General features: G+C 63.3%; 19 protein-coding genes. 5 read left to right on the top strand and 14 right to left on the bottom strand.

The features are described 5' to 3' along the window. Positions 1-98 precede the first annotated feature (98 nt). From MMSP_RS17815 to MMSP_RS17805, 3 genes are all read right to left on the bottom strand, one after another. Complete coding sequence (locus tag MMSP_RS17815; RefSeq protein WP_036426678.1) at positions 99-764, bottom strand: acetyltransferase; 666 nt, start codon at positions 762-764, stop codon at positions 99-101. Beyond that, a complete protein-coding gene (locus tag MMSP_RS17810; RefSeq protein WP_036426676.1) occupies positions 746-1396 on the bottom strand; it encodes a class I SAM-dependent methyltransferase in 651 nt (216 codons plus the stop codon). Before MMSP_RS17810 ends, MMSP_RS17815 begins: the two co-directional genes overlap by 19 nt. A 331-nt stretch (positions 1397-1727) precedes the next feature. Then, positions 1728-3614: a DCC1-like thiol-disulfide oxidoreductase family protein gene (locus MMSP_RS17805; RefSeq protein ID WP_020787753.1), complete on the bottom strand. Its 1887-nt coding sequence runs from the start codon at positions 3612-3614 to the stop codon at positions 1728-1730. A gap of 219 nt (positions 3615-3833) precedes the next feature. On the opposite strand from MMSP_RS17805, the gene MMSP_RS17800 reads away from it, so the two are divergent. After that, positions 3834-4127, top strand: a complete 294-nt coding sequence (locus MMSP_RS17800; protein ID WP_012394074.1) for an antibiotic biosynthesis monooxygenase — start codon at positions 3834-3836, stop codon at positions 4125-4127. Positions 4128-4232: 105 nt separating this feature from the next. On the opposite strand, the gene MMSP_RS17795 is transcribed toward MMSP_RS17800, so the two are convergent. After that, a complete protein-coding gene (locus MMSP_RS17795; protein ID WP_036426674.1) occupies positions 4233-4928 on the bottom strand; it encodes a WbqC family protein in 696 nt (231 codons plus the stop codon). Between the two features lie 540 nt (positions 4929-5468). Between MMSP_RS17795 and MMSP_RS17785 the strand changes: the two genes are divergently transcribed. Continuing rightward, positions 5469-7037 carry a glycosyltransferase family 87 protein gene (locus MMSP_RS17785; RefSeq protein ID WP_036426673.1) on the top strand — a complete coding sequence of 523 codons (1569 nt, stop codon included), beginning with the start codon at positions 5469-5471 and terminating at the stop codon, positions 7035-7037. A gap of 52 nt (positions 7038-7089) precedes the next feature. Here the strand turns inward: MMSP_RS17785 and MMSP_RS17780 are convergent, their stop codons facing one another. From MMSP_RS17780 to rfbF, 7 genes are all read right to left on the bottom strand, one after another. After that, a complete protein-coding gene (locus MMSP_RS17780) occupies positions 7090-8367 on the bottom strand; it encodes an FGGY family carbohydrate kinase (protein ID WP_020787748.1) in 1278 nt (425 codons plus the stop codon). Then, entirely contained in the window at positions 8339-9427 is a 1089-nt protein-coding gene (locus MMSP_RS17775) for a 3-dehydroquinate synthase family protein (RefSeq protein ID WP_015356055.1), read from the bottom strand. Before MMSP_RS17775 ends, MMSP_RS17780 begins: the two co-directional genes overlap by 29 nt. Next, on the bottom strand, positions 9418-10107 hold the full coding sequence (locus MMSP_RS17770) for an SDR family NAD(P)-dependent oxidoreductase (RefSeq protein WP_015356054.1): 690 nt from the start codon (positions 10105-10107) through the stop codon (positions 9418-9420). The genes MMSP_RS17775 and MMSP_RS17770 overlap by 10 nt, the downstream gene beginning before the upstream one ends. A 137-nt stretch (positions 10108-10244) precedes the next feature. After that, positions 10245-11048, bottom strand: coding sequence for an aldolase/citrate lyase family protein (locus MMSP_RS17765; RefSeq protein WP_223161481.1), 804 nt, complete (start codon positions 11046-11048; stop codon positions 10245-10247). A 165-nt stretch (positions 11049-11213) separates the two neighbouring features. Beyond that, a complete protein-coding gene (locus MMSP_RS17760) occupies positions 11214-13034 on the bottom strand; it encodes a thiamine pyrophosphate-binding protein (RefSeq protein ID WP_020787746.1) in 1821 nt (606 codons plus the stop codon). After that, complete coding sequence (locus MMSP_RS17755) at positions 13031-13975, bottom strand: glycosyltransferase family 2 protein (protein WP_020787745.1); 945 nt, start codon at positions 13973-13975, stop codon at positions 13031-13033. The genes MMSP_RS17760 and MMSP_RS17755 overlap by 4 nt, the downstream gene beginning before the upstream one ends. Positions 13976-13983: 8 nt before the next feature. Beyond that, on the bottom strand, positions 13984-14760 hold the full coding sequence (gene rfbF / locus MMSP_RS17750; RefSeq protein ID WP_015356050.1) for a glucose-1-phosphate cytidylyltransferase: 777 nt from the start codon (positions 14758-14760) through the stop codon (positions 13984-13986). Between the two features lie 177 nt (positions 14761-14937). On the opposite strand from rfbF, the gene rfbH reads away from it, so the two are divergent. The 3 genes from rfbH to MMSP_RS17735 are packed head-to-tail and all read left to right on the top strand — an operon-like array spanning position 14938 to position 17797. Further along, positions 14938-16281: a lipopolysaccharide biosynthesis protein RfbH gene (gene rfbH, locus MMSP_RS17745; protein WP_020787744.1), complete on the top strand. Its 1344-nt coding sequence runs from the start codon at positions 14938-14940 to the stop codon at positions 16279-16281. A 2-nt stretch (positions 16282-16283) separates the two neighbouring features. Continuing rightward, complete coding sequence (gene rfbG / locus MMSP_RS17740; protein WP_012394086.1) at positions 16284-17300, top strand: CDP-glucose 4,6-dehydratase; 1017 nt, start codon at positions 16284-16286, stop codon at positions 17298-17300. Then, positions 17297-17797 (top strand): GtrA family protein, encoded by a 501-nt coding sequence (locus MMSP_RS17735; RefSeq protein ID WP_020725029.1) that lies wholly within the window; start codon positions 17297-17299, stop codon positions 17795-17797. Before rfbG ends, MMSP_RS17735 begins: the two co-directional genes overlap by 4 nt. Here MMSP_RS17735 and MMSP_RS17730 read toward each other — a convergent pair. From MMSP_RS17730 to pks2, 3 genes are all read right to left on the bottom strand, one after another. After that, positions 17764-19383: a hypothetical protein gene (locus MMSP_RS17730; protein ID WP_036426671.1), complete on the bottom strand. Its 1620-nt coding sequence runs from the start codon at positions 19381-19383 to the stop codon at positions 17764-17766. The genes MMSP_RS17735 and MMSP_RS17730 overlap by 34 nt on opposite strands. Before the next feature lie 339 nt (positions 19384-19722). Continuing rightward, positions 19723-20379 (bottom strand): bifunctional 2-polyprenyl-6-hydroxyphenol methylase/3-demethylubiquinol 3-O-methyltransferase UbiG, encoded by a 657-nt coding sequence (locus tag MMSP_RS17725; RefSeq protein WP_020787741.1) that lies wholly within the window; start codon positions 20377-20379, stop codon positions 19723-19725. A 53-nt stretch (positions 20380-20432) separates the two neighbouring features. Then, the gene (gene pks2 / locus MMSP_RS17720; RefSeq protein WP_036426670.1) at positions 20433-26687 is read right to left on the bottom strand and encodes a type I polyketide synthase; all 6255 of its coding nucleotides are present in this window, start codon (positions 26685-26687) and stop codon (positions 20433-20435) included.

Genomic DNA, 26687 nt, shown 5'->3' with positions numbered 1-26687 from the left:
GCGGACACGATCGCGCGCCTGACCATGCTGGGCAGTTCCCGTTGTCGTCTAACGATCAGTAGCCTTTTGCCGTATTGATGCATCTCCACCGGGTTCTTTCAGATCTTCCGTAACCCCGTACTCGGCACCGGACGGCGCTCCGTCGCGGGCCCAATATAGAGGCCATCGGGGTCGGCATCGCCGAGCAGCAGGACGCCCGCTCCGATCACGCACTGCGAACCAACGGTGATGTGGTCACGCAGCGTTGCATTGACGCCGATGAAGCACTTCTCCTCAATTGTCACCCCGCCGGATACGACGATATGCGAAGCCAGAAAACTGTGATCGCGAATCGTCGAATGATGGCCGATGTGATTACCGCTCCACAACGTGACATTGTTTCCGATGGTCACGAATGGCTGAATGGTGTTGTCTTCGAGTAGGAAGACGTTATCGCCGATCCGCCCGTCGTTCAACACGGTGGCGTGGGAGCTGATGTAGCTGGCGAGTTCGTAGCCCAGAGCCTTGGCGGCAAGATATTTTTCCTTGCGCACGCCGTTGAGTTTGGCATAGGCCAGCGCCACGAACATGGCGTGAGATTCCGGCGGGAAGCGTTGGGTGACCTCGTCAAAGGCCACCAAGGGTAGGCCGCAGAACTCGGACTCGCTCGCGTAGTCCCGGTCGACGGTGAAGGCTACGACCTCGTATTCGGAGTCTCTCGTGAAATAGTAGTGGGCGAGCTGGGCGATATCACCACTCCCGAAAATCACCAATGGTTTCTTAATGGTGCCTTCCTAGCCAGAATTGTGAATTCATAGAGCCCATAGTCGTGAAGAAGCGCGACGTTCTTCGAATAGTGACGCTTGCAAAGATCGAATAGGGCGCAGGGATCGGCATAGTAGAGGTCGTCACGCATTTTCGACGCGTCGGAATAGGATGTCAGGCAGTTGAAGGCGAAGCCGCGGCGGCTGGCCGCATCCAGCAGGTCCAGCGTCGCCTCGAGGTAGTCGCGCCATTCGGCGTCCGAGCGTTCGAGTCGCACATTGAAGATCCCACTCGCGACGCTGTAGTCCGCTTCCCGGTCGACGCTAGTGGTGCAGATGAAGTCTGCATCCGTCCGGCCTTGGAAGCGTCTTGCCCCTGCGCGTGCCATTTCAGGGGAGACGTCGATGCCGGTGTAGTCTGCTTCGAGGCCACGCGCGTCGAGGTAGTCCAGCAGTGCCCCATAGCCACAACCCAGATCAATGATCGAGAATCGGCCTGCCACATCGACTATGCGCAACAGTTGGTCGAAGCGCAGAGTCTGACTTGCCTCGCCGTTCCAATCGACGCCGCGCGCCGTGGTGCCATGTTCTTCGAGCTTGGATGCGTAGTAGCGAGCCACATCGCCGAGCATGGTCGTTGCGTCTTCCGCCATGAACCTCCCTCACGAGTGCGTAGGGTTCGCTGCTTGGTTTCGGAATATACCTTCGACAGATACGCGGTGATGACGACTCCGGCGAAGAAAATGACCATCCCGCAAACCAGCCGGATGGAGCTCACCGGTTGCTCGCTGCGCTGAACCGGTGCGATCGAGCTCACCGATTGACGCGAAGGTGGTAGATGTCCACTCCGGTGCGGCCAACTTTCACCACCGACAATGTGACCTCGAGCGGACGAACACACCTCGCCGAGCTGTCCGCGTCATCACGCAACGGGCAACTTGCGCGGCAGGTGTGCTGGTTGCTGGCGTGCCGGAGCCAGGCCGCTTAGGGCCACTTCACCGAAAAGACTTCAGTGCAACGCATCTCGCGCGGCTGGCGCGCGTACTCGTTTCGGGTGATCAAGGCGGGAGCCGGCAGGGGCTCGAAGTACTGCCGATAGCGCACCCGGTACTCGCCCGCCGGGAGATCCTGTTTGCGTAGATAGATACTTACCAGATAACGCATCTCGGCCTGATCTTCCGTGAAGAAGCAGCCCGACTGGCCGATATGGCGTCGACGCCATTGCGCGGTCTTCCCAAAATAGACACGATCTGACGCGTGGTAGCCCAGTCGCGATCCATCCTCGGCCAAGACGGGGATCAGCGTCTCGCCGTGGTCGGTCAGCAGCGACAAAGTAAACCAGTTCTCGGCCAAGCGCAGATCATTTTCGTTGAACACGTTGATGGGTGCCATGCCGTAGATGTGTGCGCCCTCGGCCAGCGGGTTGGGTCGGCCCTGATGTCCGATGTAGGGAGCGGGGATGGCAACCACAAAGAACACGGCCAGAAAACTGGCGTGCAGCAGCATGGCGTGTGTGACGGTCAGCTGCGAAAAGTCATCGCTGGCAACGTCGAGTGAACGCGCGGGCCGTTTACCGGATGGCTTCGTGTAGGCACCCAACAGCGTGTGTCGACGCCCGGCGATCCAGCCGTACGTGGTGGTTCCGAGGCGAAACCACTTGCCGAAGAGCAGAATGGGGTACGCCGGCCAAAGCAGAACCACGTTTCGGGTCACCCTGGTGCAGCAGTCGTACCCCGAGACCACGCCGCCGGTGACTTCATCGATACCGTGCGGATCTGCCAGCGCCCGCTCATCGCTGATGCCGTGCGACTGAAGCAGTTCCAGGTTCTCACTGGCGTTCACCAGCTTGACGCGGTCGAAGATGTCGACCGCCCGTACCGCCTGAACCGTTCGGTCACACAGCTTGCTCTTGTCATCGAAGACCACCGAGAGTTGTCCCGGTGCGGTGATTCCCGCTCGTGACCAGAAGATCCCCGCCCAAAGCAGAAGCTCGATCTGGGGGAGCCAACCGAGTTTCAGCAATACCAGGCTGAAGATGAAAAACGATAAGCCCCAGACGATTGCATAGACGCGGGCGAGGGACCCGATCAGCACGCACGGTACCAGCAGGGCATACCACGGCAACATCGACCACAAAGCCATCCGCGCGAAGAACACGGCCCACTGGTTGTCGGCGAAGAGATGGGCCATGAGTTCGTGCGGGCCGGTCATGAAATTGTTGGTGAACAGCAGGGGACCGGCGGTGCCGGTCTTCCAGGCGGGTTCATTTAGGTGCACCGCAAGTGAATAGAGGCAGACGAGCCAGAAGGAGAAGGGCGCCAGCCATTTTGCGGTCGTGATGCTCGCAGGCGTTGGTCGGCTGGCGTAGTAGAGCAATGCAGCGCGCAGTCTTGGGAAGCGCTTGATGATCCACCCGTCTACCGAGAAGGTCCGACCGCTGTTGACCAGCAGTAACAGCACGGCGAGGATCGCTGCGACGTCGTTTCTCAGCGTGCTGGTACCGAGCACAAGTTCACCGTGGTGCCATTGAATGACCACGAGGAAGATCAGAGTGTATTGGCATAGGACGCCTAGCAGGACGGCGATGCCCGCGGCGAGATTCAGGATGGCGAACAGCAGAATCTGCGGATCGCGGTAGTCAGCCGGGGCCAGACGTAACAACACTTCGGTTGCGCGCCAGGACAGAACGACCCCGAAACCTACCCGAATCATCGCGAACTTCGGTTCCTCTCCCGCGCTCGACGGAAGTGCTTTGCGCCCGACCCTTGTGATCCAGGCATCGAGCGGTACTGCCACCGGTCGGCAGAACCGCACCAGCAGGAAAGCGCCGATCAGCGTGAGGAAGAAGAGCGCGTAGACGTAGGGAGTCATGGATAAGAGTTTTACTCGATTCTCATATGTGGTTCTTCAGTACTGGCGAATCGCCATTGGCGAGTCCAGCCGAGCCAGAGCCGGGTGCGGCCGAGCGCGGGTTGCTCTGTCGGCGTGTGGGTGCCGATGACCGATCGCGCCTCGAGACGACCATCGTCTGATCCGCAGTTCAGCTACGGTCCCATTGGGATTGACGGCGTGGGTGAGACTGTGTCGGTGATGTTGGAGCATGCGGTGCTGAACGTAATACCTGGCCACGAAGCGGAGTTCGAGTCGGCATTTGGGTCAGCCAAGTCGGTCATTTCTCGGATGCCGGGATTCCAACAGCTCAGCCTGTCGCGCTGTGTGGAGCATCGGGGCAGATATCTACTGCTGGTGCAGTGGGACACGCTGGAACACCACACCGAGGGGTTCCGGAAATCGGCTGAGTACGCGCAGTGGCGCTCGATGCTGCATGGCTTCTATGACCCGTTTCCCGCCGTGGAGCACTACGAGCAGATCGATACGGCATAAGCCGAGCAGTGCTCGGCGCGTAAGCCGTTGTTTCTCAGTGCTTTCTGCTTTCTGCTGACCGCAACTGGGTTCGCCGTGCTCGTGAGCGCGCCGACGATGGGCGGTTCACCTGCGGCAATACCGCAGATAGTCGGGAGCCTCGGGCCCCATGTTGAAGAGTAGATCCAGAATCGTTACGGCCGGCTCGAACGCGCCCCACAATTGCGTGTAGTCGCGGTAGCCCTCGTAGTCGAACCATGTGAGTTGAATGCCAAGCTCGTCGAAAACGTGCTCATCGACATAAGAGCGGGCTGCAGGCCCTGATACGTATTCTGTCGCTTCGGCTTGTTGGCAGAGGTCGGCCAACCTTTCCGTCTTACCCTCGGCCAATGTGTAGTCCCACGAATTCGTCAGACGTGTCACGATCCCGAGATAACCGCAAATCGCCTCCAAGAGACGCCGGTTGAGTGACGAGAGGTCCTCATACCGTTCATCGAGATAAATTGGCGCAAGCCAGTCGGCGATCTCTGCGTAATTGGGGGCCGCGCCATAATTGAACTCCAGAGCTCGCCAGTGTGCCTTCGCCCAGTCGGTGCCATCGATCAGCGTTTCCCGAATCTTCTGGTGAAAACGTCCCTTGACCTGCACGGGTACCGTTATCCACTGCAGGCCCTGGCTCGTCTTGATTCGGTTCCTGTTCCGCCAGTCCCGCTTCGTATATTGCATATCGTCGTAGATGATGAACTCATCTACGAATGCGATCATGTCAAAATATCCTCGCCACGGAACATAATTCGACTGAACAATCGCGACTTTCTTCAACGAAGTTGCTCCAAGGTGAAACAGGGGAAAGGCCAGGCCCTGGGGGAAAGGCTACCGACTCCCAAAATTTCGGAAAAAGTATACCGCCGAATCATGCCTTCTACAATGCGGGGTGCGAAAAGTGGTGATGTGGTTCGTCTTTTCGGCGCCCGACGATGAAGCTTTGTGTTACGTCATTCGCCACTTTTCTGCACCCATTTGGGAAGTGCTGTATACCCGGGTTCCGGATCGAATTTTCCTGGATTTTCCGCGGTGGGCGGCTCGGCGCCCACCGGTGGCGGTGCGTCGTGTTCCTCGGGGTGCGCTGTTTGGGGCGGTATCGCATCGCCATTGCGGCGGCATTGCACCGGCGTTGCACGCCGATTGCACCGTCGACGTGCACGACATCGTCGGAGCGGTGACTGCCAACATGGCTGCTACACCGCAACAAGATTTGCCCAATCCTCCGCGGCAGCACAACGTGCGCACTAGCCTACCGATTAGGGGGGTGCGTTGGGCACCCGCTCTTGCGGAGTTTTCGGATCCGAATGGAGAGCACACGTGAGTCGACCTGTGGAGGTTCCGTGGGACCTGATCACGGCGTTCCGGCAGCAGATCCACGGACTGACGGAGCAGTCTGAGCGCACGCTCCTGCTCGGCATCGTGCTGTGGACATCGGTGGTGTCGCTGGTGACGGGGTTCATCTACGTCCAGTACTTCTCTATCGACGTGTTCAGCTCGCTGCTCTATGTTCCGCAGGACTGCTGGCTTGATTGGGACATGAACGTCGGCCGGCACTGCTTCAGTGATTATGCGTGGCAAGCGACCGCTGCGCTCCGGCCGGACCCTTGGGAACATCTGGGGCCACCGAACTGGCCGGGCAACCCCTACCCGCCAGCGGCCATGGTGCCATTCCTGATTTTCGGGCTCCTCGGTAAGTGGTTGCACTGGCCGCAGCTGGGACTGTTCTGCTACCTGATGACTTTGGTGGTCGCGGTTCTCACCCCAGCCCTGTGGGCCGTCCGGGGCGCGCGTGGTCTCAAGCGCCTGGTGACGTTCTTGGCGTTGGGTGTGGCCGCGATCCCGGCATGGGTCGCCGTCGATCGGGGCAACTCCACCGGGTTCCTGGCGCCGATCGCACTGGTTTTCCTGGTGGCGCTATGCCGCCAGCGCTGGGGCCTGGTCACTGGGATGGTGATTCTGGCCGCCCTGCTCAAACCGCAGCTCGTTGTGCTCGCCGTCGTGCTGTTCGCGGCACGAAAGTGGCGGTTGGGTGGGATCGCGGTGGTCGGTGCCGTGGTAGCGAACCTGAGCGCGTATCTGCTGTGGCCGAGTAACTTCCCGGGGACGATCACACAGTCGATCCACAATGCCCTGGGCTACGGCGCCTTTAGCGAGGCAATCAGCGTCGGAAATGTGTCCTTCGGCAAGGCCCTGTTGTGGATCCCCGACGGGTTGAAGGTTCTCGAGACCGGCGGCACCTTGCCGGATGGCTACCTTGGCGGTCTGCGTGGCCTGATCGGGTATGGCGTTCTGGCGCTGGTCGTCGGGGCGGTGATGGTCCTCGGGCGGCGCATTCCGCCGGTCATGGTGGGCATCGTGCTGTTGGCCGCCGCCTCACTTTTCCCAGCCGTGACGTACCGCTACTACCTGGTGTTCGTCTTGGCGGTCGCAGCGCTGATCGTCCGGGACCCCGAGGGGCCGCCTGGGGCGGGAATTTTCGATCGCATCGGCCACGGTCGTCGGGCCGTCGGTGTCAGCGTCAGCGTCGCTACGGCCTTCAGCATTGCCCACATCGCCGTCCCCGGCCCATCTTTCCCAGTGCCGGTTGCGGGCGAGCCCGGAGTGCTCACAGCGTTTGGCACAAGTCCGGTCATCACGACCACGGCGGTGGTCACGCCGGCTTTGTGGTTGCTCGCGTGCGCGGTGATCATTGTGTCGTACGCGCGCAGACCGGTTCGCGACGTCTCCGAAGATCCGTCCCCCGTATCGGTATCGGAGGAAATCGGGCCGGTGGTATCGGCCCGAGAAGCGGCGGAAAATGCGAATGAGACTGTGAGCGACGCTCAAAAGCTTTCTGCCATCGCCAGAAATCTTCAATCCGCTTCGGAGGCTAGGCAACTGCGGTAGCTACCGTGGGCGCGCCGGGGCGTTTGCCGGGCGTGCCGATATTTCCGGATCCCTAGATTCGGCCGGCAAGTACGGCCAACCCACGCAGGGCCATGTCACCTTCGGGGGCAACCCGCGCCGGCAGTTGCAGGGACGTCTGAATTGCCGTGCGCAGGGGAGCGAAACGTTGCGCTACTCCGCCGCAGAACAGAAGCTCATCAGTCGGTTGGAATCCGACATCGACTGCCCCCTCGACGTATGGCGAGGCGACCGCGGCGACGAGTGCCCGGACCAGGTCCTCGGGGCTGGTTGCGTCAGTGATACCCGACCAGCCGTCCCCGGCGACGGTATGGAACGAGGGGTGAGCGCGGGGAAGTTCGGTTCGGGCCGGCGCGGCGGCGGCGTTGGCGGCCCAACGCCAGGCCTCGTCGTCCGCACGACCGCGTGACAGCAACGCAATACCGTGGGTCAACGCACGCCCGGCCGGCAGATGTGTCCTCGTGTGCAGCAACATTCCGCCGAAGTAGGGCCTGGTCTGGCACCGGTCACCGGCATGTGCGCAGGCAAGCCGGGCGACCTGCCCCCCAGTCGCAATATTGCAGGCTGTGACGCCGGCGCGCAGTCCTGCCCCCAGGAACGCGGCCTGCTGGTCACCCACCGGGGTGTAGACGGTGGCACCCGAACGTTCGTGGACGCCGACCGCTGCCAATGACGATGACACGCGAGGTAAGAGCATGCGTGAGCCGCCGACGGACGTAGTGAGCCGCTCCGACCACGATCCGGAGGTCAGGTCGAACATTCCGGACGCGGCGGCATCGGTGACATGCGCTACGAAGTCCGGCTTCTTGGTCAGCGCTGCGGCCACCCAGGACAGCAGGCTATGCACGCGGACACGACCGTCGAAAGCCGAAAGATCGGTTGCGAAAATGCCCGCCACGGGCAGGCCGGAGCGTAGTTCGTTGCCGACCGCATGCCAGACGTCCGGCGCAAAGCTTTGCCGCAACCGATCCAGCTGCGCAATCCCGTTGTGGACACGTAGTGCTCGGTTGTCCTGCCAGGTGATCAGCGGAAGGTGTGGGACGTTGTGTTCATCAGTCAACGTCCAACCGTGCATCTGGCCGCTTAGCAGGATCCGTTGCGGGGTGGCGGCCGGCGGCAACCCTGAGGCGATCGCCGCCTCGACCGCGGCAAGGACCTCTGCGGGGTCGACGGTGCGGTACGGCCCGTCGAGCGACGTGAACGGGGGAAACGGGTACCTGCGCTCCGCGACGACGCCCTCGTCGGGGCGCAGCACCGCGACCTTGACGTAGGTGGCGCCGAGGTCAACGAGCAGCGAAAAGGGGGTCGCCATCCAGGTATTCCGCGACCTCGGCGACAAGTGCCTCGTCGAGCGGCTTCGGCACGATCCGCAGATCGCCCTCGTCGTGCAACACGGCGAAATACATGACGCCCTTGCGCACCTTCTTGTCGCGTTTGAGCGTGTCGACCAACTCGCGGGCCGACGGGATGGCGCCAATCGCGTAGTCGGTGTTGGCGTCAAGGACAGTGCGCACCCGGGCTGCAGTCGCGGGACTGGTCAATCCCCATTTCACTCCGAGAAAGTTGATCAGATCCATGCCCCACATCACCGCGAGTCCGTGCGGAACCTCGTTGTGGGTGAGCGCTTCGAGTGCATGGCCGAAGCTGTGGCCGTAGTTGAGCACCCGTCGCAGATCGGACTCGTGCTCGTCCTGTTCGATGACGAGCCGCTTGCTTTCCAGGGCGTTGCGGATCATTTCCAGCACCCGCGGGTTGCGGTGGCCGCCATGGGTCAGGGCCTCGGCGAGCTGGTCGAAGAAGGCGCCCTCATTGGTGAGCGCGAGCTTGTAGATCTCTCCGTAGCCGGAGTCGACCTCGATCTGCGGCAGGCTCGTCAAGAACTCTGAGCAAACAATCACGTGGCTGGGGGAGTGGAACACCCCGAGCTGGTTCTTCAGGGGGAGCACGTTGATGCTGGATTTGGCTCCGATGCAACTGTCCGCCTGGCTGAGCAGGGTGGTCGGAACGAATGTCCATCCCACACCGCGGTAGTAGATGTGGCAGGCGAAGGTAGCGATGTCCTGGATGACGCCACCACCGATCGCGACGACGTGGGCGGACCGGGTTGCCTTGTTCTCCAGCAGCCAGTCGACGAAAAGGCTTACGCCAGAAAGGGTTTTGCTCTCCTCGTCGGCTGCCACTCGATAGGTCGGGCGTTCCGACAACGGCCCCAAAGCGTCGCCGTAGAGGTCCACCAGCGCTTCGTCGATGATCACCAGGGTTTCCGGGCCGACATCGATGAGCTCGGGAACCAGCTTGACTTCCCCGACGAAATCCACAGGATAATCACCCTGCTCGGACTTGATGATCATCCGATCCTGGGTCACACGCACAAGAAACCTCCGTCAATCGGTATCGACTGGCCAGTGATGTAGGAGTTCTCCGCGGACACCAGCCAGGAAATGAAAACAGCAATCTCCTCGGGTTCGGCTAACCGGCCCACCGGAACACGTTCGGCCAGGGCTTGGAGTTGTTTGGCGTCGTTGTTCTGGTAGGTGAGGTCGGTGAGCACGAAGCCCGGAGCGACACAGTTGGCCAGCACTCCGTAGGGGCCGTACTCGACCGCAACCGACCGCACCACTTCCTCGATCGCGGCCTTGGAGGCGCTGTAGGCGACCCGGCCGGTGCGGGCCCGATGTGCATAGACGCTCGACACGGCGACGACTCTGCCGAACCCGGCGGCCGCCATCCGGGGGAGCAGCCCCTGCAGGAGCAGCAGATTGGCGGTGACGTTGACCTGCTGCGTGCTCGACCAGTTGTCGGCCGACAGGGTCTGCAATGGTTCGGGATTGTTGATGCCGGCGTTGAGCACCAGGATGTCGACCACTTGGTCCAGGCCGGTGAGGTAGTCGGCAACCGATTCCGGTATCGACAGATCGAGTTCCTGACGGCCAGGCCTGAGGACCGTGATTCCTTTGGACTCGAGGGTGTCGGCAACGCTGCGGCCGATTCCCCGCGCGGCGCCGGTAACCAGGGCCCTGGACGGACCCCCGGCAGAGGACCTAGAAATCATGCGTTGTCGCAATCCGCGGGCACGAAAAGGAAAGCGCAGCCGGGCCGGACTCGGCCACGCTCGCTTTCCCCTTCTGGCACGCGCCCAAAACCGTTGGCCGCCCGTTGCCTGCCAATCGTGGTCGCTGCAAGGGTGCCTCAGTGGTGATTGAGGACCTTCCAGCGTGCGTCGAGCATCTCGATGCGCTTGGCGTCCTCATCGGTGATGTGACCGTAGTAGTCGCGCTTGTTGAGCAGCCACAGCAACTCGAAGTGGACCGCGTTGAGCAGGCCGTCGGATATCGATGCGAGCGTGCCGGCCGAGCCGTCGAACACGACCTTGCGGGTTTCGAACCGGGTCAGGTGCACGTTGGCGACCTCGCGGATGGTGTCCAGGGTGTCGCTGGATATCGCGCCGCCCAGGACCAGGTCCAGACCCGCCTGCTTCGCCTTCTCGGCAACGGTGGTCACATACTTGGTGATCTCGGGTGAGTTGATGGTCTCGCGGGTCTGTCCGAGCGATCCGGTGAAGTCCACCCGGCCGAAGACGATGCCATGCACGCCACGGCCCTTGTTGGCCAGCGCAAGCATCTCGTCGAGGTTGTTGTAACCCGTGATCGTCTCCAGGTTGAACAAGAAGTCGGTGTCGAGTTCCTCGTCCTCGTCATAGACGGCGTTCTTGGCGGCGATGTATTTCGACAGCGCATAGGCGGACTCCACCATGGGCGCGACGATGTAGCGCACACCGATCTGCTTGGCCTCCAACAGGTCACGCATGGCTTCGCAACCGCCGACCTTGACCGTCAGCGGCAGACCCGCCGAGCGGGCGATGTCGACCAGACGAAGCAACTCGTCGATGCGAGTGCCTTCGGCCTCGAACTCCGCCTTGACGCTCACTACGCCGTGTTTTTCCTTACCCACGCGCAGAATTTCGGCCATCTGCCGTTCGGTCTTGTTCACCATGCCTCCCCTGGTAAAGCCTCGCGTTGAGTGTGCAGAGTATAACTGCCGGTCACGCAGCCTCGTGGGCATTTGCGCAGTAAAACCCGCCTCGGAGCGGGCAATTGAGCTCAGTTTTGTGCGGCGGCGGATACAAGTATTTACCCTTCGGTCGCATGCGGTGGTGGTTCAGGCTTGCGGTAGCACCGCGCCCAGGTACACGGTTACCCGCTCCTCGACGTCAGTGGGAAGGTCCGGGCTCATCCGGTGCAGTGGGTTCGACTTCATCGAGCCGTCCGCCTGCACGGCCGAACTGATCTTGGGATAGTAGGTCTGATCGGGGTCGATCGGAACTTCGATGAGCGCCGGACCGTCCGCGTCCAGCAGCGATCGGATGGACGGATCATCGAGTCCGCCGGCGGCATCGACTCGTGCGAACGGAATCCGGTATGCCCGCGCCAGGTCCGCCCAGTCCGGCAGGCCCAACCCGGTTTGCCCATCGCAGCCGATCCAGGCGCCGCCGAAGTAGTTCCGTTGCGTCATCCGGATCGACGCGTACCCGTTGTTGTTGAGTACGAAGACCTTGACCTTGGCGCCCGTTGCCGCAAGCGTGCCCAGTTCTTGGAGGTTCTGCGCGAACCCGCCGTCTCCCTCGGTCAACAACACCTGGCGGCCCGGGTTGGCCAGGGCCGCCCCGGGCGCCCCGGACAGCCCGTAGCCCATGGCCGCTATCGACTTGTTCGAGACCAGCTTTTGGTTGGCCCGCTGCTGTAGCGCCTGCATGGCGACGGTGAACGAGCCGCCACTACTGGAGGGCAGCACGATGGCATCCGGTTCGGCGACTTCGGCGAGCCGCATCGCGAATTCGTAGGGCTTGACGTATCCGGGTGCCGTGACGTTCTGCGGGTCGTTCAGCGGCAACTGGGCGCGCACCGACGCGATGAATTCCCGCCACGGCTGCCACCGGTCGGGATCACCCAGATCGGCGGAGTACAGGGCGTCCAGGAACCGGTCGGCGTCGCCATGCAACGCAAGGTCGACTCGTGGATGTCCTTTGGTCAGTTCGGCGGCGTCGATGTCAACCTGCACCAGCCGCCCGATCGGCACGAATTCTTCCCAGGCGAATCCGGTCTGCTGTAGCCCCAATCGGGTGCCGATGGCGATCACCAGATCGGCTTGCTGCACGAGAAGATTGGCGGCGCGCTGTCCCCAGGTGTTCGGGCGTCCGGAATACCTGGGGTGTTCGCTGGGAACCCGGTCCGCCCCATGCCATGTGGTCATGATGGGGATGCCGGCGGCCGCCGTGCGTTCACCCAGTGTGCGGACCGCATCACGGCTCACGCCGCCGCCGACCAAGACGACGGGGCGCTGCGACTCGCGCACCAACTCGACGACGTGTTCGACGTCGGTCGCGGGAACCTCTGGTACGGCGTCCGCCTCCGGGACGGCAATCGGATCCTGCCCAGCCAAGGGGAGCGCCGCCTGGGTGTCCAGGCAGACTTCGAGGAAGACCGGGCCCTGTCGCGGCGTGCGCCCGTCGAGCACGGCGTCCAAGATGGCATCGCGGCCAACCGGGCGCTCGATCCGCAGCGCACGCTTGGTGACGCTGCTAACCAGTTCCACGCCGTCGATTTCCTGGATGCCGCGCTGGCGCACCGCGCCACGGCTCAGGTCGCTGCTCTTGACCTGCCCGCCCAACACCAACAGCTCGCGACTCTCCTGCCAGGCACCGGCAATGCCGGTCACTGCATTGGTGAGGCCGGGGCCAGCCGTCACCAGGGCCAGGGCGCGGCCGCTTCCCTCGTCGCGAGAGGCGTTGAAGTACTCCACGGCGATCGCGGCGGCCACCTCGTGCACGAACGGTACGCACACCATTCGGGTGCGTACCGAGTTCAGTAGGTGCATGATGTTGCCGCCCGCGACAAAGAAGCAGTGCGTGTAGCCGGCACCCACCAGCCAGTCGACCAGCTGGTCGGAATACTTGGCGGGTTCCGCGGGGGCTGGGCTCACATGCCCACCTTTCGAGTGACGACGAAGTTGGGGCGCTGCTTGACCTCCTCGTAGATGAGCGCGAGGTACTCGCCGACAACCCCTAAGAGCAGGGTAATCACCCCGAAGCCGACCAGCATCAGACTTACCAGCGAACCGAAGCCGGGGAAGGGGACGCCGTAGAAGACGAAGCGCACCGCGAGCACGAACACCGCGATAGCGGCAACGGCACTCAAGAGGAAACCGGTAAGGGTGATGAGTCTCAGCGGCACGTAGGAGTGCGCGAGAATTCCCTTGCCGGCCAGGTCCATCACTTTGAAGGTGTAGGCCTTGGACTCGCCGGCGAAGCGGGGCGCCCGCTTCATCGGCAGCCCAATCGATTTGAAGCCGACCCACGAGAAAAGCCCCCGGACGAACCGGTTGCGCTCGTCCATTAACCGGACCGCCTCGTACACTTTCCGGTCAACGAGGCGAAAATCGCTGGCGTTACTGGTAATTCGATCGTCGGTGAGTCTGCCGGCCAGCCAGTAGAACAGCTGGGAGTTCATCCGGCGGATGGGGCCGACACCACCGCGCTCGGTGACCACGCCGTAGACGTTCTCGTAACCCTGCTCCCACGCCCGGATCATGTCCGGGATGAAGTCGGGTGGGTCCTGCAGGTCGGCGGTCATCAGGACAACCGCGTCGGCGTCAACCACGATGAGGCCAGCGGTCAATCCGCCGTCCATCCGGAAGTTGCGCGCCAGTTGCAGGATCTTGAACCGAGGGTCGGCCGCGTTGATGGCGAGCAGCTTTTCCATCGTGTCGTCGGTCGAGCCGTTTTCGACGATGATCGCCTCGAAATCGTATGCGGGCTCGGAATCGAACATGGCGGCCAGTTGGCGCGCCAGCTCCTCGACGCATTCGCTCTCGTTGTAAGCAGGGGCTATGACGGCGATCTTTTTCTTCGTTCCCGCACCCACTCCCACGCTCACTCCCATACTTTCCACGGCGGATTCCCGCTGTTCCAGAGGTTGTTCAGCAGTTGTGACTCCCTAAAGGTATCCATCGGCTGCCAGAAGCCGTGGTGCGGGAACGCGGCGATCTGGCGGTCTTCGGCCAGGCGCCGCAACGGCTGGTCCTCGAGTACGGTTTCGTCGCCTTCGAGGTAGTCGAAGACTCCGCGCTCGAAAATGAAGTAGCCGATATTGATCCAGTCTTCGGTCTTGGGCTTCTCCCGGAACTTGGCCACCGCGCCGTCCTGCTCCAGGTCGATGACCCCGAACCGACTCATCGGCTGGGTGGCTGTCACCGTGGCGATCTTGCCGTGTGAACGGTGGAACTTCAGCAGTGCGGGGATGTCGACGTCGGCGATACCGTCTCCGTAGGTGCACAGGAACGGCTCATCGCCAACGTACTTGTGTATCCGTTTGATTCGGCCGCCGGTCATCGTGCTCAAGCCGGTGTCGGCCACCGTCACGCGCCAGTTGAATTCGTCGTGCGAGCCGTGATACTTGATGCTCGACTGGTCGCCGAGGGTGATGGTGAAGTCCAGATTGGACACCCCATAGTTGGAGAAGTAGTCCTTGATGTACTCGCTCTTGTAGCCGGTGCAGACAACAAAGTCGGAGATTCCGTGGTGCCCCAGGACTTTCATGATGTGCCACAGCACTGGCCGGCCACCTACCTCGACCATGGGCTTGGGTCGGAACTCGGTCTCCTCACGCATACGAGTTCCGAGACCACCCGCGAGGAGCACGGCTTTCATGATGGATCTTCCAATCTCAAAGTAAGCATTCCCCCGAAGCGGTTTCGCTGACGCAGCGTCGCGCAGGTGACACACTAGCAATGTCGCGAGACGCAGGGTGGCGTTTCGAGGTCGCGACGTACGGTATGAATTCCAAACGCTTGAGGAGATCTCATTTCAAGACTCGATACCGATGGGTTGGGGGACAACGGGCTCGAGGAGGATCGTGCCGATATCCTCGCGGCCGTTCGTGGCTACGCAAAGCGCAAGCTCGCGACGTCGGAGTTCGTGGCAGGGACCACGCCGGTCCCCGTGTCGGGCAAGGTGCTCGACCCCGAGGACTTCGCTGCACTTGTTGACGCGTCCCTGGACGGCTGGCTGACCGCGGGCCGGTTCCATCCGCTCTTCGAACGGGCGCTGTCCCGCTACGTCGGCGCCCGTGACGCCGTCTTCGTCAATAGTGGCTCAAGCGCCAACCTGTGTGCCCTGAGCGCCCTGACCAGCCCAAAGCTGGGGAAGAACAAGAAGCGGTTCGGAAAGCGGCCGCTGGAGCCCGGCGACGAGGTGCTGACGGTGGCCTCCGGATTTCCCACCACGGTCAACCCGATCATCCAGAACGGGCTGCGGCCCGTTGTTGTCGACATTGAGCTGGGCACCTACGACGCTATCCCGGAGCGCCTGCGCGAAGCGGTCGGGCCGAAGACTCGGGCGATCATGATGGCCCACACGCTGGGTAATCCGTTCGATCTGGACATCGTCCAAGAGCTGTGCGACAAGCACGGTCTGTGGCTGGTCGAGGATTCCTGCGACGCGCTCGGCTCGACCTATGACGGCAAACGCACCGGAAGCTTCGGCGACACGGCGACCGTGAGCTTCTATCCCGCACACCACATCACCACCGGCGAGGGCGGTGCGGTGTTCGTCAAGTCGGCGTTGGTCCGCAAGCAGGTCGAGTCCTTCCGCGACTGGGGGCGCGACTGTTACTGCGCGCCGGGAAACGACAACACCTGCCAGAAGCGGTTCGAATGGCAGCTTGGCGATCTGCCCAAGGGCTACGACCACAAATACATCTACAGCCATATCGGGTACAACCTGAAAGCCACCGACATGCAGGCCGCGCTGGGGCTGTCTCAGCTAGCAAAGCTCGACGGATTCGTGCAGGCGCGTAAGGAGAACTTCGATTACCTGAGCGCGCGACTGTCCGGCGTCGAAGGTCTGATCCTGCCAGTGGCCACGCCGAATTCGGATCCGTCGTGGTTCGGTTTCCCGATTACTCTCGATCCCGCGCACCCGGTGGAACGCACCAAGTTCATGCGCTTCCTCGATGAGCGCAAGATCGGTTTCCGTCAGCTGTTCGCCGGCAACCTCGTGAAGCAGCCGGCGTATCGCAATGTTGACTTCAGGATCGTCGGCGACCTGACCAACACCGACATCGTGATGAATCGGACCTTCTGGGTGGGCACTTTCCCGGGTCTGACCAAGCCGATGCTGGATTTTGTGGCGGACTCGATCCGCGAGTACATGGCCGAGGCCGCGCGATAGCCGTGCATTACCTGATTACTGGCCATACCGGGTTCAAGGGACCCTGGCTGGCGTTGCTCCTTCTGAGTCGCGGCCACCAGGTGTCCGGTCTGGCACTCGATTCCGAGCAGGCCGGCCTGTTCAAGCGCGCGGGCCTTGCCGACCAGCTTGTCTCCGATTTGCGGGTGGACATTCGCGAGTCGGAGGCCACCACGGCAGCGTTGCAGGCGGTCGCGCCGGACGTCGTGATCCACCTGGCCGCCCAGTCGCTGGTCCGTGAGTCCTACCGCAACCCGCGCTACACCTATGAGACCAACGCCATGGGCACTCTCAACGTGCTCGAGGCCGTGGGCGCCACCCCTTCGGTGCGTGCGCATGTCGTCATCACCACCGACAAGGTCTACCGCAACGTCAACCAGGAGGCCGGCTATGTCGAAACCGACCCTCTGGGTGGAGACGATCCCTACAGCGCGTCGAAAGCCATGGCGGATCTGCTGACCCAGTCTTGGGTTCGTAGTTTCCCCAATTGCCCCACAGCCATTGCGCGTGCCGGCAATGTGATCGGTGGGGGCGACATCAGTCGCGACCGCCTGTTCCCAGACCTGGTGGACGCTTACGCGCGGGGCCAGGCTCCGCGCCTGAGATTCCCCCGCGCCGTGCGGCCATGGCAGCACGTACTCGACTGCCTCAATGGCTACCTGACCCTCGCCGACGCGCTGCTGGCCGGATCCGGTCTGGGCCAATGGAATTTTGGGCCGGGCCGCGACAGCTTCGTAGAGGTAGGCCAGGTGGCCTCGTTGGCTGCCGAACTATGGGGCGGCGGCGCACACTGGGATCTCGACGACGGAGATCACCCACACGAGGCGAATCTGCTGGCCCTCGATGCCGCCAAGGCGCAGGCGGAGCTGGGCTGGCGCAATCGGCTAGGTTTCCGCGATGCGGTGGCCTGGACAATCGATTGGGAGCGCCAGGTGCATGGCGGTGCCGATCCGCTCGCCGTCACCCGAGACCAGATCGCCGCATTCGAAAGCCTGGAATGACCGAATTCGACCTGCCACCGGAACCGGCGCCGCCCGGGCCGCTGATCCGGCTCTTCCGCGACCAGCGAGTGGCCTTCCTGGTGGTGGGCGGAATCAACACGGTCGTCGGATTTGCGATCTTCGTCGCCTGCTCGGAGAGCGTGGGCCAATTCGTCGACCACAGGTTCGGCAAGGTCGCGGGCTCGTTGGTGACACTTGGCATTACGCATGTCTTGAGCGTGCTGTTCGCCTTCGTGATGCATCGGCGATTCGTGTTCCACGTGCGCGGACATGTGCTGCGCGATCTGGCGCGTTTCGAAAGCGTGTATCTCACGTCGCTGGGCATGAACGCTGTGGCCCTACCGGTGCTGGTCGAGATGGGCATCCCACGCATCACGGCGCAGGCAGTCATCATCGCGGTGAGCACCTTCCTCAGCTATTTCGGCCACCGGCACTTCTCGTTTCGCCGCAGTGCCGCCGACACTCAGGACGACGCCTCGAATGCGGAGCGCACATAGAACGTGCACCCGTCACAGCCATCGATGATGGGGACGGTGTGAAACTGTTGGCGCACCAGTTCGGATAGTTGCGGATAGATTCGCGCCAGCGTCACCGTCGGCGGAAGGCAGTAACCCAGCGGGTGCTCGGAGCGCAGGGGTGGGCATTGGGGGCGTTTGACGTTGGTGGCGTCGACGACGCAACTTGCCTGGTCGATTCCGGCGCGCATGATCGGCTCGGCGGACTCGCGAATGGCGGGGTTGATCGCCATCCCGAGCACGTTGGGATAGGGGACGGTGTTCTGCCAGTCCTGTTCGACGAAAATCTCGGGCGCCCAGCCCCAAACCAGGGCGGACGAGCCGGGCGGGCAGGCACGGGCCATGCTGGAATTGCGGTGGACCGAATTCGCGGAGAACGCGGCGGCCGCCTGTTGCGGCGACAGCGGTCGCCACCGATTCATGGCATAGCCGACCACGAGCATGACGACCGTGACCACGGCCACCGCGCTGGCCACTAGAGCTGGTGACAAACGCTGGGGAACCAGTTGTGCGCCAGGCTTGATTGGCATTGTTGTGGCCAGGCCGAGGGCTCCGAAAAGCAGAATCAGGTAGTGGGGGAAGCCCATGCCGCCGATCAGAGTGCACACCAGTCCGCCCCCGATCACGACGACGCGGGCCAGTTTCGACCGCCTGTCGCTGTGCCGGCCCAGCCAGATCACTACGGCGAGCAGCACCAGCATGTAGCCCGCCGGCCAGGTGAACGTGTCCCAGGTGTGCAGAAGTTTCTGCATCGCGGTGGGGCCGCCCGCATAGGACCCCAAAAACGACAGGGTCTGATCGACGAGGACCCAATTGGTCGCGGGAGAAACCACGATCGTCAGTACGATCGCCGCAAGTGGTAACACCGCGCCCGCCGCCCACCAAACCATCGATACGACCGTGCGCTTGGTGTGGGTGTGCAGCACCATCATTTGTGCCGCGGCGAATGCGACGGCTAAGGGCGCGACCTGGAACTTTGAGCCGACCGCGACGCCGGCTAGCGCGCCGACAACGGCGAACAGCCAGGGCCGCGCCGCTAATTGTTCGCGTCTCACCAGTGCCGATGTCACGACGAGCGATGTCGGTAGGTATTCGGTGGCGAGCGCGCCGAAGTCCAATGGGTCGCCCACCGGGAAAATCACGGCGAAGGGAAACCACCACAAGGCAGTGACCACCCACGCGGGACCGAATCCGATGACGCGGGAAGCGGCGACGAGAAGGGCGGCGGCGGTGAGCCCCAGCAATGCTGCGGCCAAGAAATGGGCGAAGGTGAGGGTCAACGGTGCACCGAAGACAGCAAGACCGGTGAGGAACAACGTCCAATACGGGCCGGTGGTCCCGGTTATCCAGGTACTGAACGGAACTGGTGAGTGACGTGCTGCGCGTGCCTGAACCAACAGCTCGGCCTCATCGGGGTTGAGGTAATTCCATTCGCTGATCTGCTGGCCACGCAGGACCGCTGTGGCTAGTACGAACCCCACCGCAATGGCGATGTACAAGAGGGCTGACCGTACGCGGACGCTGCTGATGATCTGCTCCTTCGGGAGGTGGTCGTCGGTGCCTGCCATGGCGTCGGATCCGCAGCGACGTTGCGCCTAGACCACGGTCACGCGAAATGCTTCGCTAGGAACTCTGACAGCGCCGGCAAAACCGGCTCGACACCGACGGATTCGGTGCGCCTGAACCGGGAGCTGGTCATGCCGCTACGCCGGCCCGATGACGTGCGCACCGAACGAGTTCATCGGTTCATCTGTGTCGTCGCTGGGCGGCACAGCGTGATTCATGGTCCGAGCATACGTTTTTGAGCGCGGAGTCGGATGCGATCTTGCTGTGCTTGGAGCAAACCATCTCCCGGACAACACCGTCCGGCGCGTACACATCGGCCCAGTCGAAAATCTCATCCACACTCAAGAGGCTGGAGTAGCCACACACGCGTACTGCAGAAAGACCCCATCGGCGAAGTGCCCCAGACTCAAAGCGACGAACAACGCACCAAAAGGCCTCAGGAAAGGATTGATGCCTTTGATGCGTTGCATCGAAAACCCAGCGTCCTCAAACATTCGCACCATGCTGCTGCGGGTGAAGAAGCGCAGGTGCGTGCGGTCGAAGATGCCAAAATCCTCCTGCGGGAAGTCCCTTCGGAAAACTACTTTGCCCAGCGCGGGCAAGTAGCGGATGTTCGGGATCGAGGCGACAACGACGCCATCGGGCTTGAGTTTGGGTCTGAGCCGCTTGAGCGTGTCCAGCGGATCCACCAGGTGCTCCAACACGTCGTTACAGACGACCGCGTCAAAGTAGTTGTCGGGTAGCTCGGCAATTCGGGTGCTGGCGTCGCCGGCAAGGACATGGTCGAGCAGTTCGCCGGCACGCTGGGCTGCCTCTTCGTTGTACTCGAGGCCCCATACTTCCGCGCCGGTGCTCTGCTTCACGATGGCACCGAACACGCCCTCACCACAACCGAGTTCGAGCACGCATTGCGCGTCGGCCGATAGGAATCGCAACATCTCCGGCCGCTTGTGACCGTAGTACTCGGTGACGCTCGTTGTCTCCGGCAAGATACGCATGACTTATCCGTCCCGAAGGGCGAATAGCCCTGATTCGCATCTACTTTCAGTGCTCATTGTGACGATGCTGCGGCTTCTTCCGGCGCCAACTGGGCAAACAGGTGGTCCGCTAGGCCTCGTACGGTGGTGATGTCGGTGGAGCTGATCCGTATTCCGGTCTCGGACTGCACCCGGGTGCGCAGCTCGAGGTTGCCTAGGGAGTCGAGCCCGTACTCGGAGAGCGGACGGTCCGGATCGATGGTGCGGCGCAGGATCAGGCTGACCTGCTCAGCCACCATTCGCCGCAGCTGCCCGGGCCACTCATCCAACGGCGGCGCGTCCAACTCGCTACGGAATTTGCTGGACCCCGAACGGCCTTGCTCCAAGGCCTTGAACGCTTCGGCGAACTTGCTGCGTTCGGCAAAGGCGGTCACCCACGGTGCACCAATGATCGGAGCGTATCCGGTGTAGGTGCGGTTGTGGCGGAGCAGGGTTTGGAAGGCGTAGGCGCCTTCGTCGGGGGCGATGGCGGCGTCGCTGCTTTCGGCCAGGGCGATGGCGCGGCCGATTTCGGCCCAGGGGCCCCAGGCGATGGCGGTGGCGGGCTGGTTTTGGTTGTGGCGCCAGTGGGTGAAGGCGTCGAGCCAGCTGTTGGCGGCGGCGTAGGCGCCTTGGCCTGGTGAGCCGAGCATGGCTGCTGCGGAGGAGAAGGAGCAGAACCAGTCCAGGGGTTGGTCGGTGGTGGCTTGGTGGAGGTGCCAGGCGCCGTAGACCTTGGGGGCCCAGTCGCGGTCGAGGAGTTCGTCGGTGATGTTGGCCAAGGTGGCGTCTTCGACGACCGCGGCGGCGTGGAGCACTCCGCGTAGGGGCAGGTTGGTGGCGGTGGCGTTGGCGACCAGCCGTGCTGCGGTGGCGGGTTGGGCGATGTCGCCGCATTCGACCACGACATCGGAGCCGATCGAGCGGATCAGTTCGATGGTTTCGAGGGCTTTTTGGCTCGGTGCTGAGCGGGAACTGAGCACGATGCGTCCGGCCCCGGCGGTGGCCATTTTTTCGGCCAGGAACAGTCCCAGCCCGCCCAGGCCGCCGGTGATGATGTAGGAGCCATCGGCGCGCAAGACCGGTACCTGTTCGGGGGGCAGGATCACCGCACTGCGTCCGCTGCTGGGGATGTCGAGCAGCAGTTTGCCGGTGTGGTCGGCGGCGCCCATCACCCGGATCGCGGTGGCCGCCTCGGCCAGCGGGTAGTGGGTGTCTTGGGGCATGGGTAACACGCCCTCGGCGGTGTGCTGATAGACCGTGGTCAACAGCTCGCGGATCAGTCGGGGATGGGTGATCGAGAGCATCCCCAGATCGACACCGTAAAACGACAGGTTGCGCCGGAACGGGAACAGGCCCATCTTGGTGTCGCCGTAGATGTCGCGTTTGCCGATCTCGACGAACCGCCCGCCCCAGGCCAGCAACTCCAGCCCGGCGCGCTGGGCGGCGCCGGTCAGCGAGTCGAGCACGATATCGACCCCGTAGCCGTCGGTGTCGGCGCGGATGGCCTCGGCGAACTCGATACTGCGTGAGTCATAGACATGCTCAATGTCCATGTCGCGTAACACTTGGCGACGCTTGGGGCTGCCCGCGGTGGCATAGATTTCGGCTCCGGCCGCGCGCGCGATCGCGATCGCGGCCTGGCCCACCCCACCGGTTCCGGAATGGATGAGCACCTTGTCACCAGCACGGATACGGCCCAGATCATGCAAGCCATACCAGGCGGTCGCGTGCGCGGTGGTCACCGCGGCCGCTTGCGCGTCGGTCAGACCCGCCGGGATCGGGGTAGCCAGCGCGCCATCACAGGTGACAAAAGTGGCCCAACAACCATGCGGGGACATCCCACCGACTCGATCACCAACCTGATGATCGGTGACATCGGGACCCACCGCGGTCACCACACCGGCGAAATCGGTACCCAACTGCGGCATCTGCCCATCGGGGGAGTTATACCGACCGAAACTGACCAACACATCCGCGAAGTTGATACTGGAGGTGCTGACCGCGACCTCGATCTGACCCGGCCCCGGCGCGACCCGATCAAAAGCCACAAACTCCATCGTCTGCAAATCCCCAGGCGTGCGGATCTGCAACCGCATCCCCTCAGTGCCATGCTCCACCACCGTGGTCTTGCGCTCTTCGGGACGCAACGGCATCGGCGACAACCGCGCCGTATACCACTGGCCACAACGCCACGCCGTCTCGTCTTCCTCAGAGCCCGACAACAACTGACGCGCAACCACCTCAGAACCACTGTGCTCATCAACATCAACATGAGTGGTATGCAAATGCGGATACTCAGCACCAATCACCCGCAACAAACCACGCAACCCAGCCTGCTCCAAATTGGCACTTTCACCACCCAACACCGTCTGCGCACCCCGCGTCACCACAAACAACCGCGGCGCCTCACCCATAATCTCGGGCAACTCCCGAACAACACGCACCACATGCCGAACGTAATCGCTGGTCACGGGGCTGCTGCAGCCCGTCCCGGTCATGACGACCACGCCCGCGAACCGGTGGTCGCGCAGCTGATCGCGGAACCGCTCAGCGTCGGTGATGTGGTCGGCCTGCAGGTGCCAGCTCGTCGTGATGCAGTCGGTGCCAAGCGACTTCAGCGCCTCGGCGAGCCGCGTCGTGAGTCGATCGGCGGTTTCTGAAATCCCGACCAGCAGCCAGCTTTCGGGGTTTGGCGCTTGGGGCTGGGGCAGCTCGCGCTGCTGCCATTCCGTGCCCAGCAGGTGCCGACTCATCAAGCGATCCTGGTCGGCCAGCTCCGATAGCCCGGTACCCATCAGCAGGCCGCGCGCCGCCAGTAGCACGGTCCCATGCTCGTCCAAGACGTCGATGTCGGCTTCGGCGTCATGGCCGCAGGCGGTCACTCGCGTGTAGCAGAAGCGTGCGTCGCGGGTCGATGCATGGGAACGCAGCCGACGCACACCCAACGGCAACAGCAAGCCGCCGTTGCCCATTTCCCGCACAACCGGGTGCGCGAGAACCGACTGGAAGCAGGCGTCCAACAATGCCGGGTGGACCAGATAGCCGGCCTGTTGGGTGCGCATCGAACCCGGCAAGCTGATCTCGGCGAGCACCGCATCGCTGCCGCGTTCACAGACATGCGCCGCGACCAGGCCCGTGAACGCGGGGCCATAGTGAATTCCGGTCTTGCCGAACCATTCCCGCAGTTCGTCTCCGTCCAGACGGCAGGCATGGGCGGCTAGCAGCGCCTCGATGTCATAGCCCGCCGGTTGCGAGTCGCGCTCGACCGCACGCAGTAGTGCGGTACTGCGGCGCACCTTTTCGCCGCCGCGAACTGTGTCCACAGCGAAGCTGGCGATCCCGGGTGCCTCGAGCAAAGCGACAGCGCCTGCCGCGGTTTCATCGTCGAGTAGCAGCATCTCGTGGAAGCCGATGTCGCCGACCTCCGACAGATCGCCGAATACCGTATTGGCAGCCGTGAGCGCCATTTCGCAGTATGCGGCCCCCGGCAGCGCGGCCACACTGTTCACCTGGTGATCGCCCAACCAGGGGAGCGTGGCGGTGCCGATTTCGGACTGCCACGCGTGCCGCACCGGTTCCTCCAGCAGATCGACGTGCGCCCCTAAAAGAGGGTGCGCTGCAACGCTGTTGGCGCATCCGTGTCGCCTGGTATCCGCCGCTGTGAGCAGGAGACGACGATTCGCCCACACGGGTAGCGGAGCATCCACCAATTGCCCGTCGGGGCATAGCGTTGCGAAGTCCACCGCGGCGCCCGCGCTGTGCAGGTCGGCCACCAAGCCACGCAACCCGTGGGGCAGCGGCTGGTTGCGTCGCATCGCCGGCAGGGCTGCGGCGGGGATATCCAGGCTTGCCGCGGTCTGCTCGACAGCGCGGGTCAGCAGCGGGTGCGGTGACAACTCGCCGAAAACCCGGTAGCCGTCGTCAAGTGCCGCGCGCACCGCTGCCGAAAAACGCACCGCATGACGCAGGTTGTCGACCCAGTAGCGGGCGTCGCAGCGCGGCCGTTCGCGCGGGTCGAAGGAGGTCGCCGAGTAGTACGGGACCTGCGGCGCCAGCGGCTCGACATCCGCCAGTAGTTCGGAAAGTTCGCCGAGGATCGGCTCGACCTGCGGGGTGTGAGATGCCACGTCGACGGCCACCTCACGAGCCATCACCTCGCGCTCTTCCCAGGCTGCGACCAGCTCGCGCACGGTGTCGGTGGCCCCGCCGATCACGGTGGACTGCGGCGAAGCCACCACCGCAACCACAACGTCCTTGGCCCGATGACGGACCAGGTCTTCGCGTACTCGTGCGGCGGGCAGCTCCACCGACGCCATCGCGCCGCTACCCGCGAGCCGGGTGCACAGCCGGGAGCGGCGACAAATGACCTTCACCCCATCGGCCAGCGATAACGCCCCGGCCACGACGGCAGCCGCCACCTCGCCGAGGGAGTGGCCGATGACCGCCCCGGGATGGACCCCGTATGACCTCATTGCCTGTGCCAGCGCTACCTGTATGGCAAATAGCGTTGGTTGCACCCGGTCGATGCCGGTCACCGTCTCCATCGCCGTCATCGCCTCGGTCACCGAAAAGCCGGACTCGGCGGCGATCAGCGGCTCGAGCTCGGCCACGGTAGCGGCGAAAACCGGTTCATTGGCCAGCAAGCTCGCACCCATGGTCGCCCACTGCGAACCCTGCCCGGAGAACACCCACACCGGGCCGAGATCGTCGCGGCCGACGGCGGCCGGATAGGGGGTATCGCCGGCGGCTGCCTCGCGTAATCGGTGGGCCAACTCGGTTCGGTCGCCGGCGATGAGTCCGGCTCGCACCGGTTGATGGGACCGTCGGCGTGCCAGGGTGTAGGCCAAATCCGACGGCGATACTTCGTGATTGTCGATCCAGTCGGCGAGCCGGTCGGCGGTCTGCCGCAACGCCTCTGTCGAGCTGGCGGACACCGTGAACAGCAACGCATCGCCCAACCCGGCTGCGCCGTTGCGGTAAACGGCCGGCTCGGGGGCTTGCTCGAGGATGACATGAACGTTGCTGCCCGACATGCCATACGACGACACCGCCGCCCGCCGAGGGGTCCGGCCGTTGCCTTCCGGCCAAGGCGTAATCGCTTGTGGCACAAACAGTGCGCTGTCGATTTCGGCTAGCTCATCGGGGAGCCGGGTGTGATGCACCATCGGCGGTACCAGGCCATGTTGGAGGGAAAGGACGGCCTTGATGATCCCCACCGCCCCGGCGGCGGCCTCGGTGTGGCCCACACTGCTCTTGGCCGATCCGACCGCGCACGGGTTCCCGTTGCTGCCGTAGACCTGTGCCAGGCTGCTGAATTCGATCGGATCACCAACCGGCGTTCCGGTGCCATGCGCCTCGACCATGCCAACGGTATCGGCGTCGACGCCGGCGACAGCCAGCGCCGCTCGGTAGGCCGCGACCTGGGCGTCGGGCGAGGGGGTCGAGATGTTGTCGGTGCGTCCGTCTTGGTTGGTTGCCGTGCCGCGCAGCACGGCAAGGACTCGATCGCCGTCGCGCACGGCATCGGGAAGCCGCTTGAGCACCAACACTGCGCAGCCCTCGGAGCGGACAAACCCATCGGCGGAGGCATCGAAGGTGCGGCAACGGCCAGTCGGAGAGAGCATGCCTTGCGCGGATGCCGAGCTGAACACATCCGGTTCGAGCATGAGCATGCAGCCACCCGCCAGAGCAAGGTCACTCTCACCCCCGTCCAGACTGCGACAGGCCATATGCACCGCAAGCAAACTCGACGAACAGGCCGTATCCACCGTCATGGCTGGACCGCGCAGGCCCAGGGCATAGGACACCCGACCGGAAGCCATGCTGAACGCGGTTCCCGTGAACGCGTAGGCATCACCCAGCGCGCCGGCATCGTCGGTGACAAATGCGTAGTCGTCATGACACATCCCGACGAACACCCCGGTCAGCGAGCCGCTCAGCGACATCGGTGGCATGCCGGCATGCTCGACGGCTTCCCATGACGTCTGCAACAGCAAGCGGTGCTGGGGATCTATCGCGATGGCTTCACGCTCGCTGATCCCGAAGAACTCCGGATCAAAACCGGCCACATCGTCGAGGAATCCGCCCCAGCGCGACACCGAGTGGTCCGGCACGCCCGGTTCGGGGTCGTAGTACTCATCGGCGTCCCAGCGGTCGGCGGGAATCTCGGTGATCAGGTCGTCCCCGCGCAGCAACGCCGTCCAGAACTTCTCCGGAGAGTCGATGCCCTTGGGGAGCCGGCACCCCATTCCGATCACCGCTACGGGGGTGACATGTGATTTAGCCAC

This window comes from Mycobacterium sp. 012931, from assembly GCF_000419295.1.
Taxonomy (GTDB): domain Bacteria; phylum Actinomycetota; class Actinomycetes; order Mycobacteriales; family Mycobacteriaceae; genus Mycobacterium; species Mycobacterium marinum.
Note: the sequence above shows the minus strand (reverse complement) of the source record. Positions and strands in the feature narration are given on the sequence as shown.

Bases quoted from the DNA above. Each gene is read 5' to 3' on its own strand.
- MMSP_RS17810 (WP_036426676.1), bottom strand. From the start codon at position 1,396: ATGGCGGAAGACGCAACGACCATGCTCGGCGATGTGGCTCGCTACTAC.
- MMSP_RS17805 (WP_020787753.1), bottom strand. From the start codon at position 3,614: ATGACTCCCTACGTCTACGCGCTCTTCTTCCTCACGCTGATCGGCGCT.
- MMSP_RS17800 (WP_012394074.1), top strand. From the start codon at position 3,834: ATGTTGGAGCATGCGGTGCTGAACGTAATACCTGGCCACGAAGCGGAG.
- MMSP_RS17780 (WP_020787748.1), bottom strand. From the start codon at position 8,367: ATGGCGACCCCCTTTTCGCTGCTCGTTGACCTCGGCGCCACCTACGTC.
- MMSP_RS17770 (WP_015356054.1), bottom strand. From the start codon at position 10,107: ATGATTTCTAGGTCCTCTGCCGGGGGTCCGTCCAGGGCCCTGGTTACC.
- MMSP_RS17765 (WP_223161481.1), bottom strand. From the start codon at position 11,048: ATGGTGAACAAGACCGAACGGCAGATGGCCGAAATTCTGCGCGTGGGT.
- rfbF (WP_015356050.1), bottom strand. From the start codon at position 14,760: ATGAAAGCCGTGCTCCTCGCGGGTGGTCTCGGAACTCGTATGCGTGAG.
- MMSP_RS17735 (WP_020725029.1), top strand. From the start codon at position 17,297: ATGACCGAATTCGACCTGCCACCGGAACCGGCGCCGCCCGGGCCGCTG.
- MMSP_RS17730 (WP_036426671.1), bottom strand. From the start codon at position 19,383: ATGGCAGGCACCGACGACCACCTCCCGAAGGAGCAGATCATCAGCAGC.
- MMSP_RS17725 (WP_020787741.1), bottom strand. From the start codon at position 20,379: ATGCGTATCTTGCCGGAGACAACGAGCGTCACCGAGTACTACGGTCAC.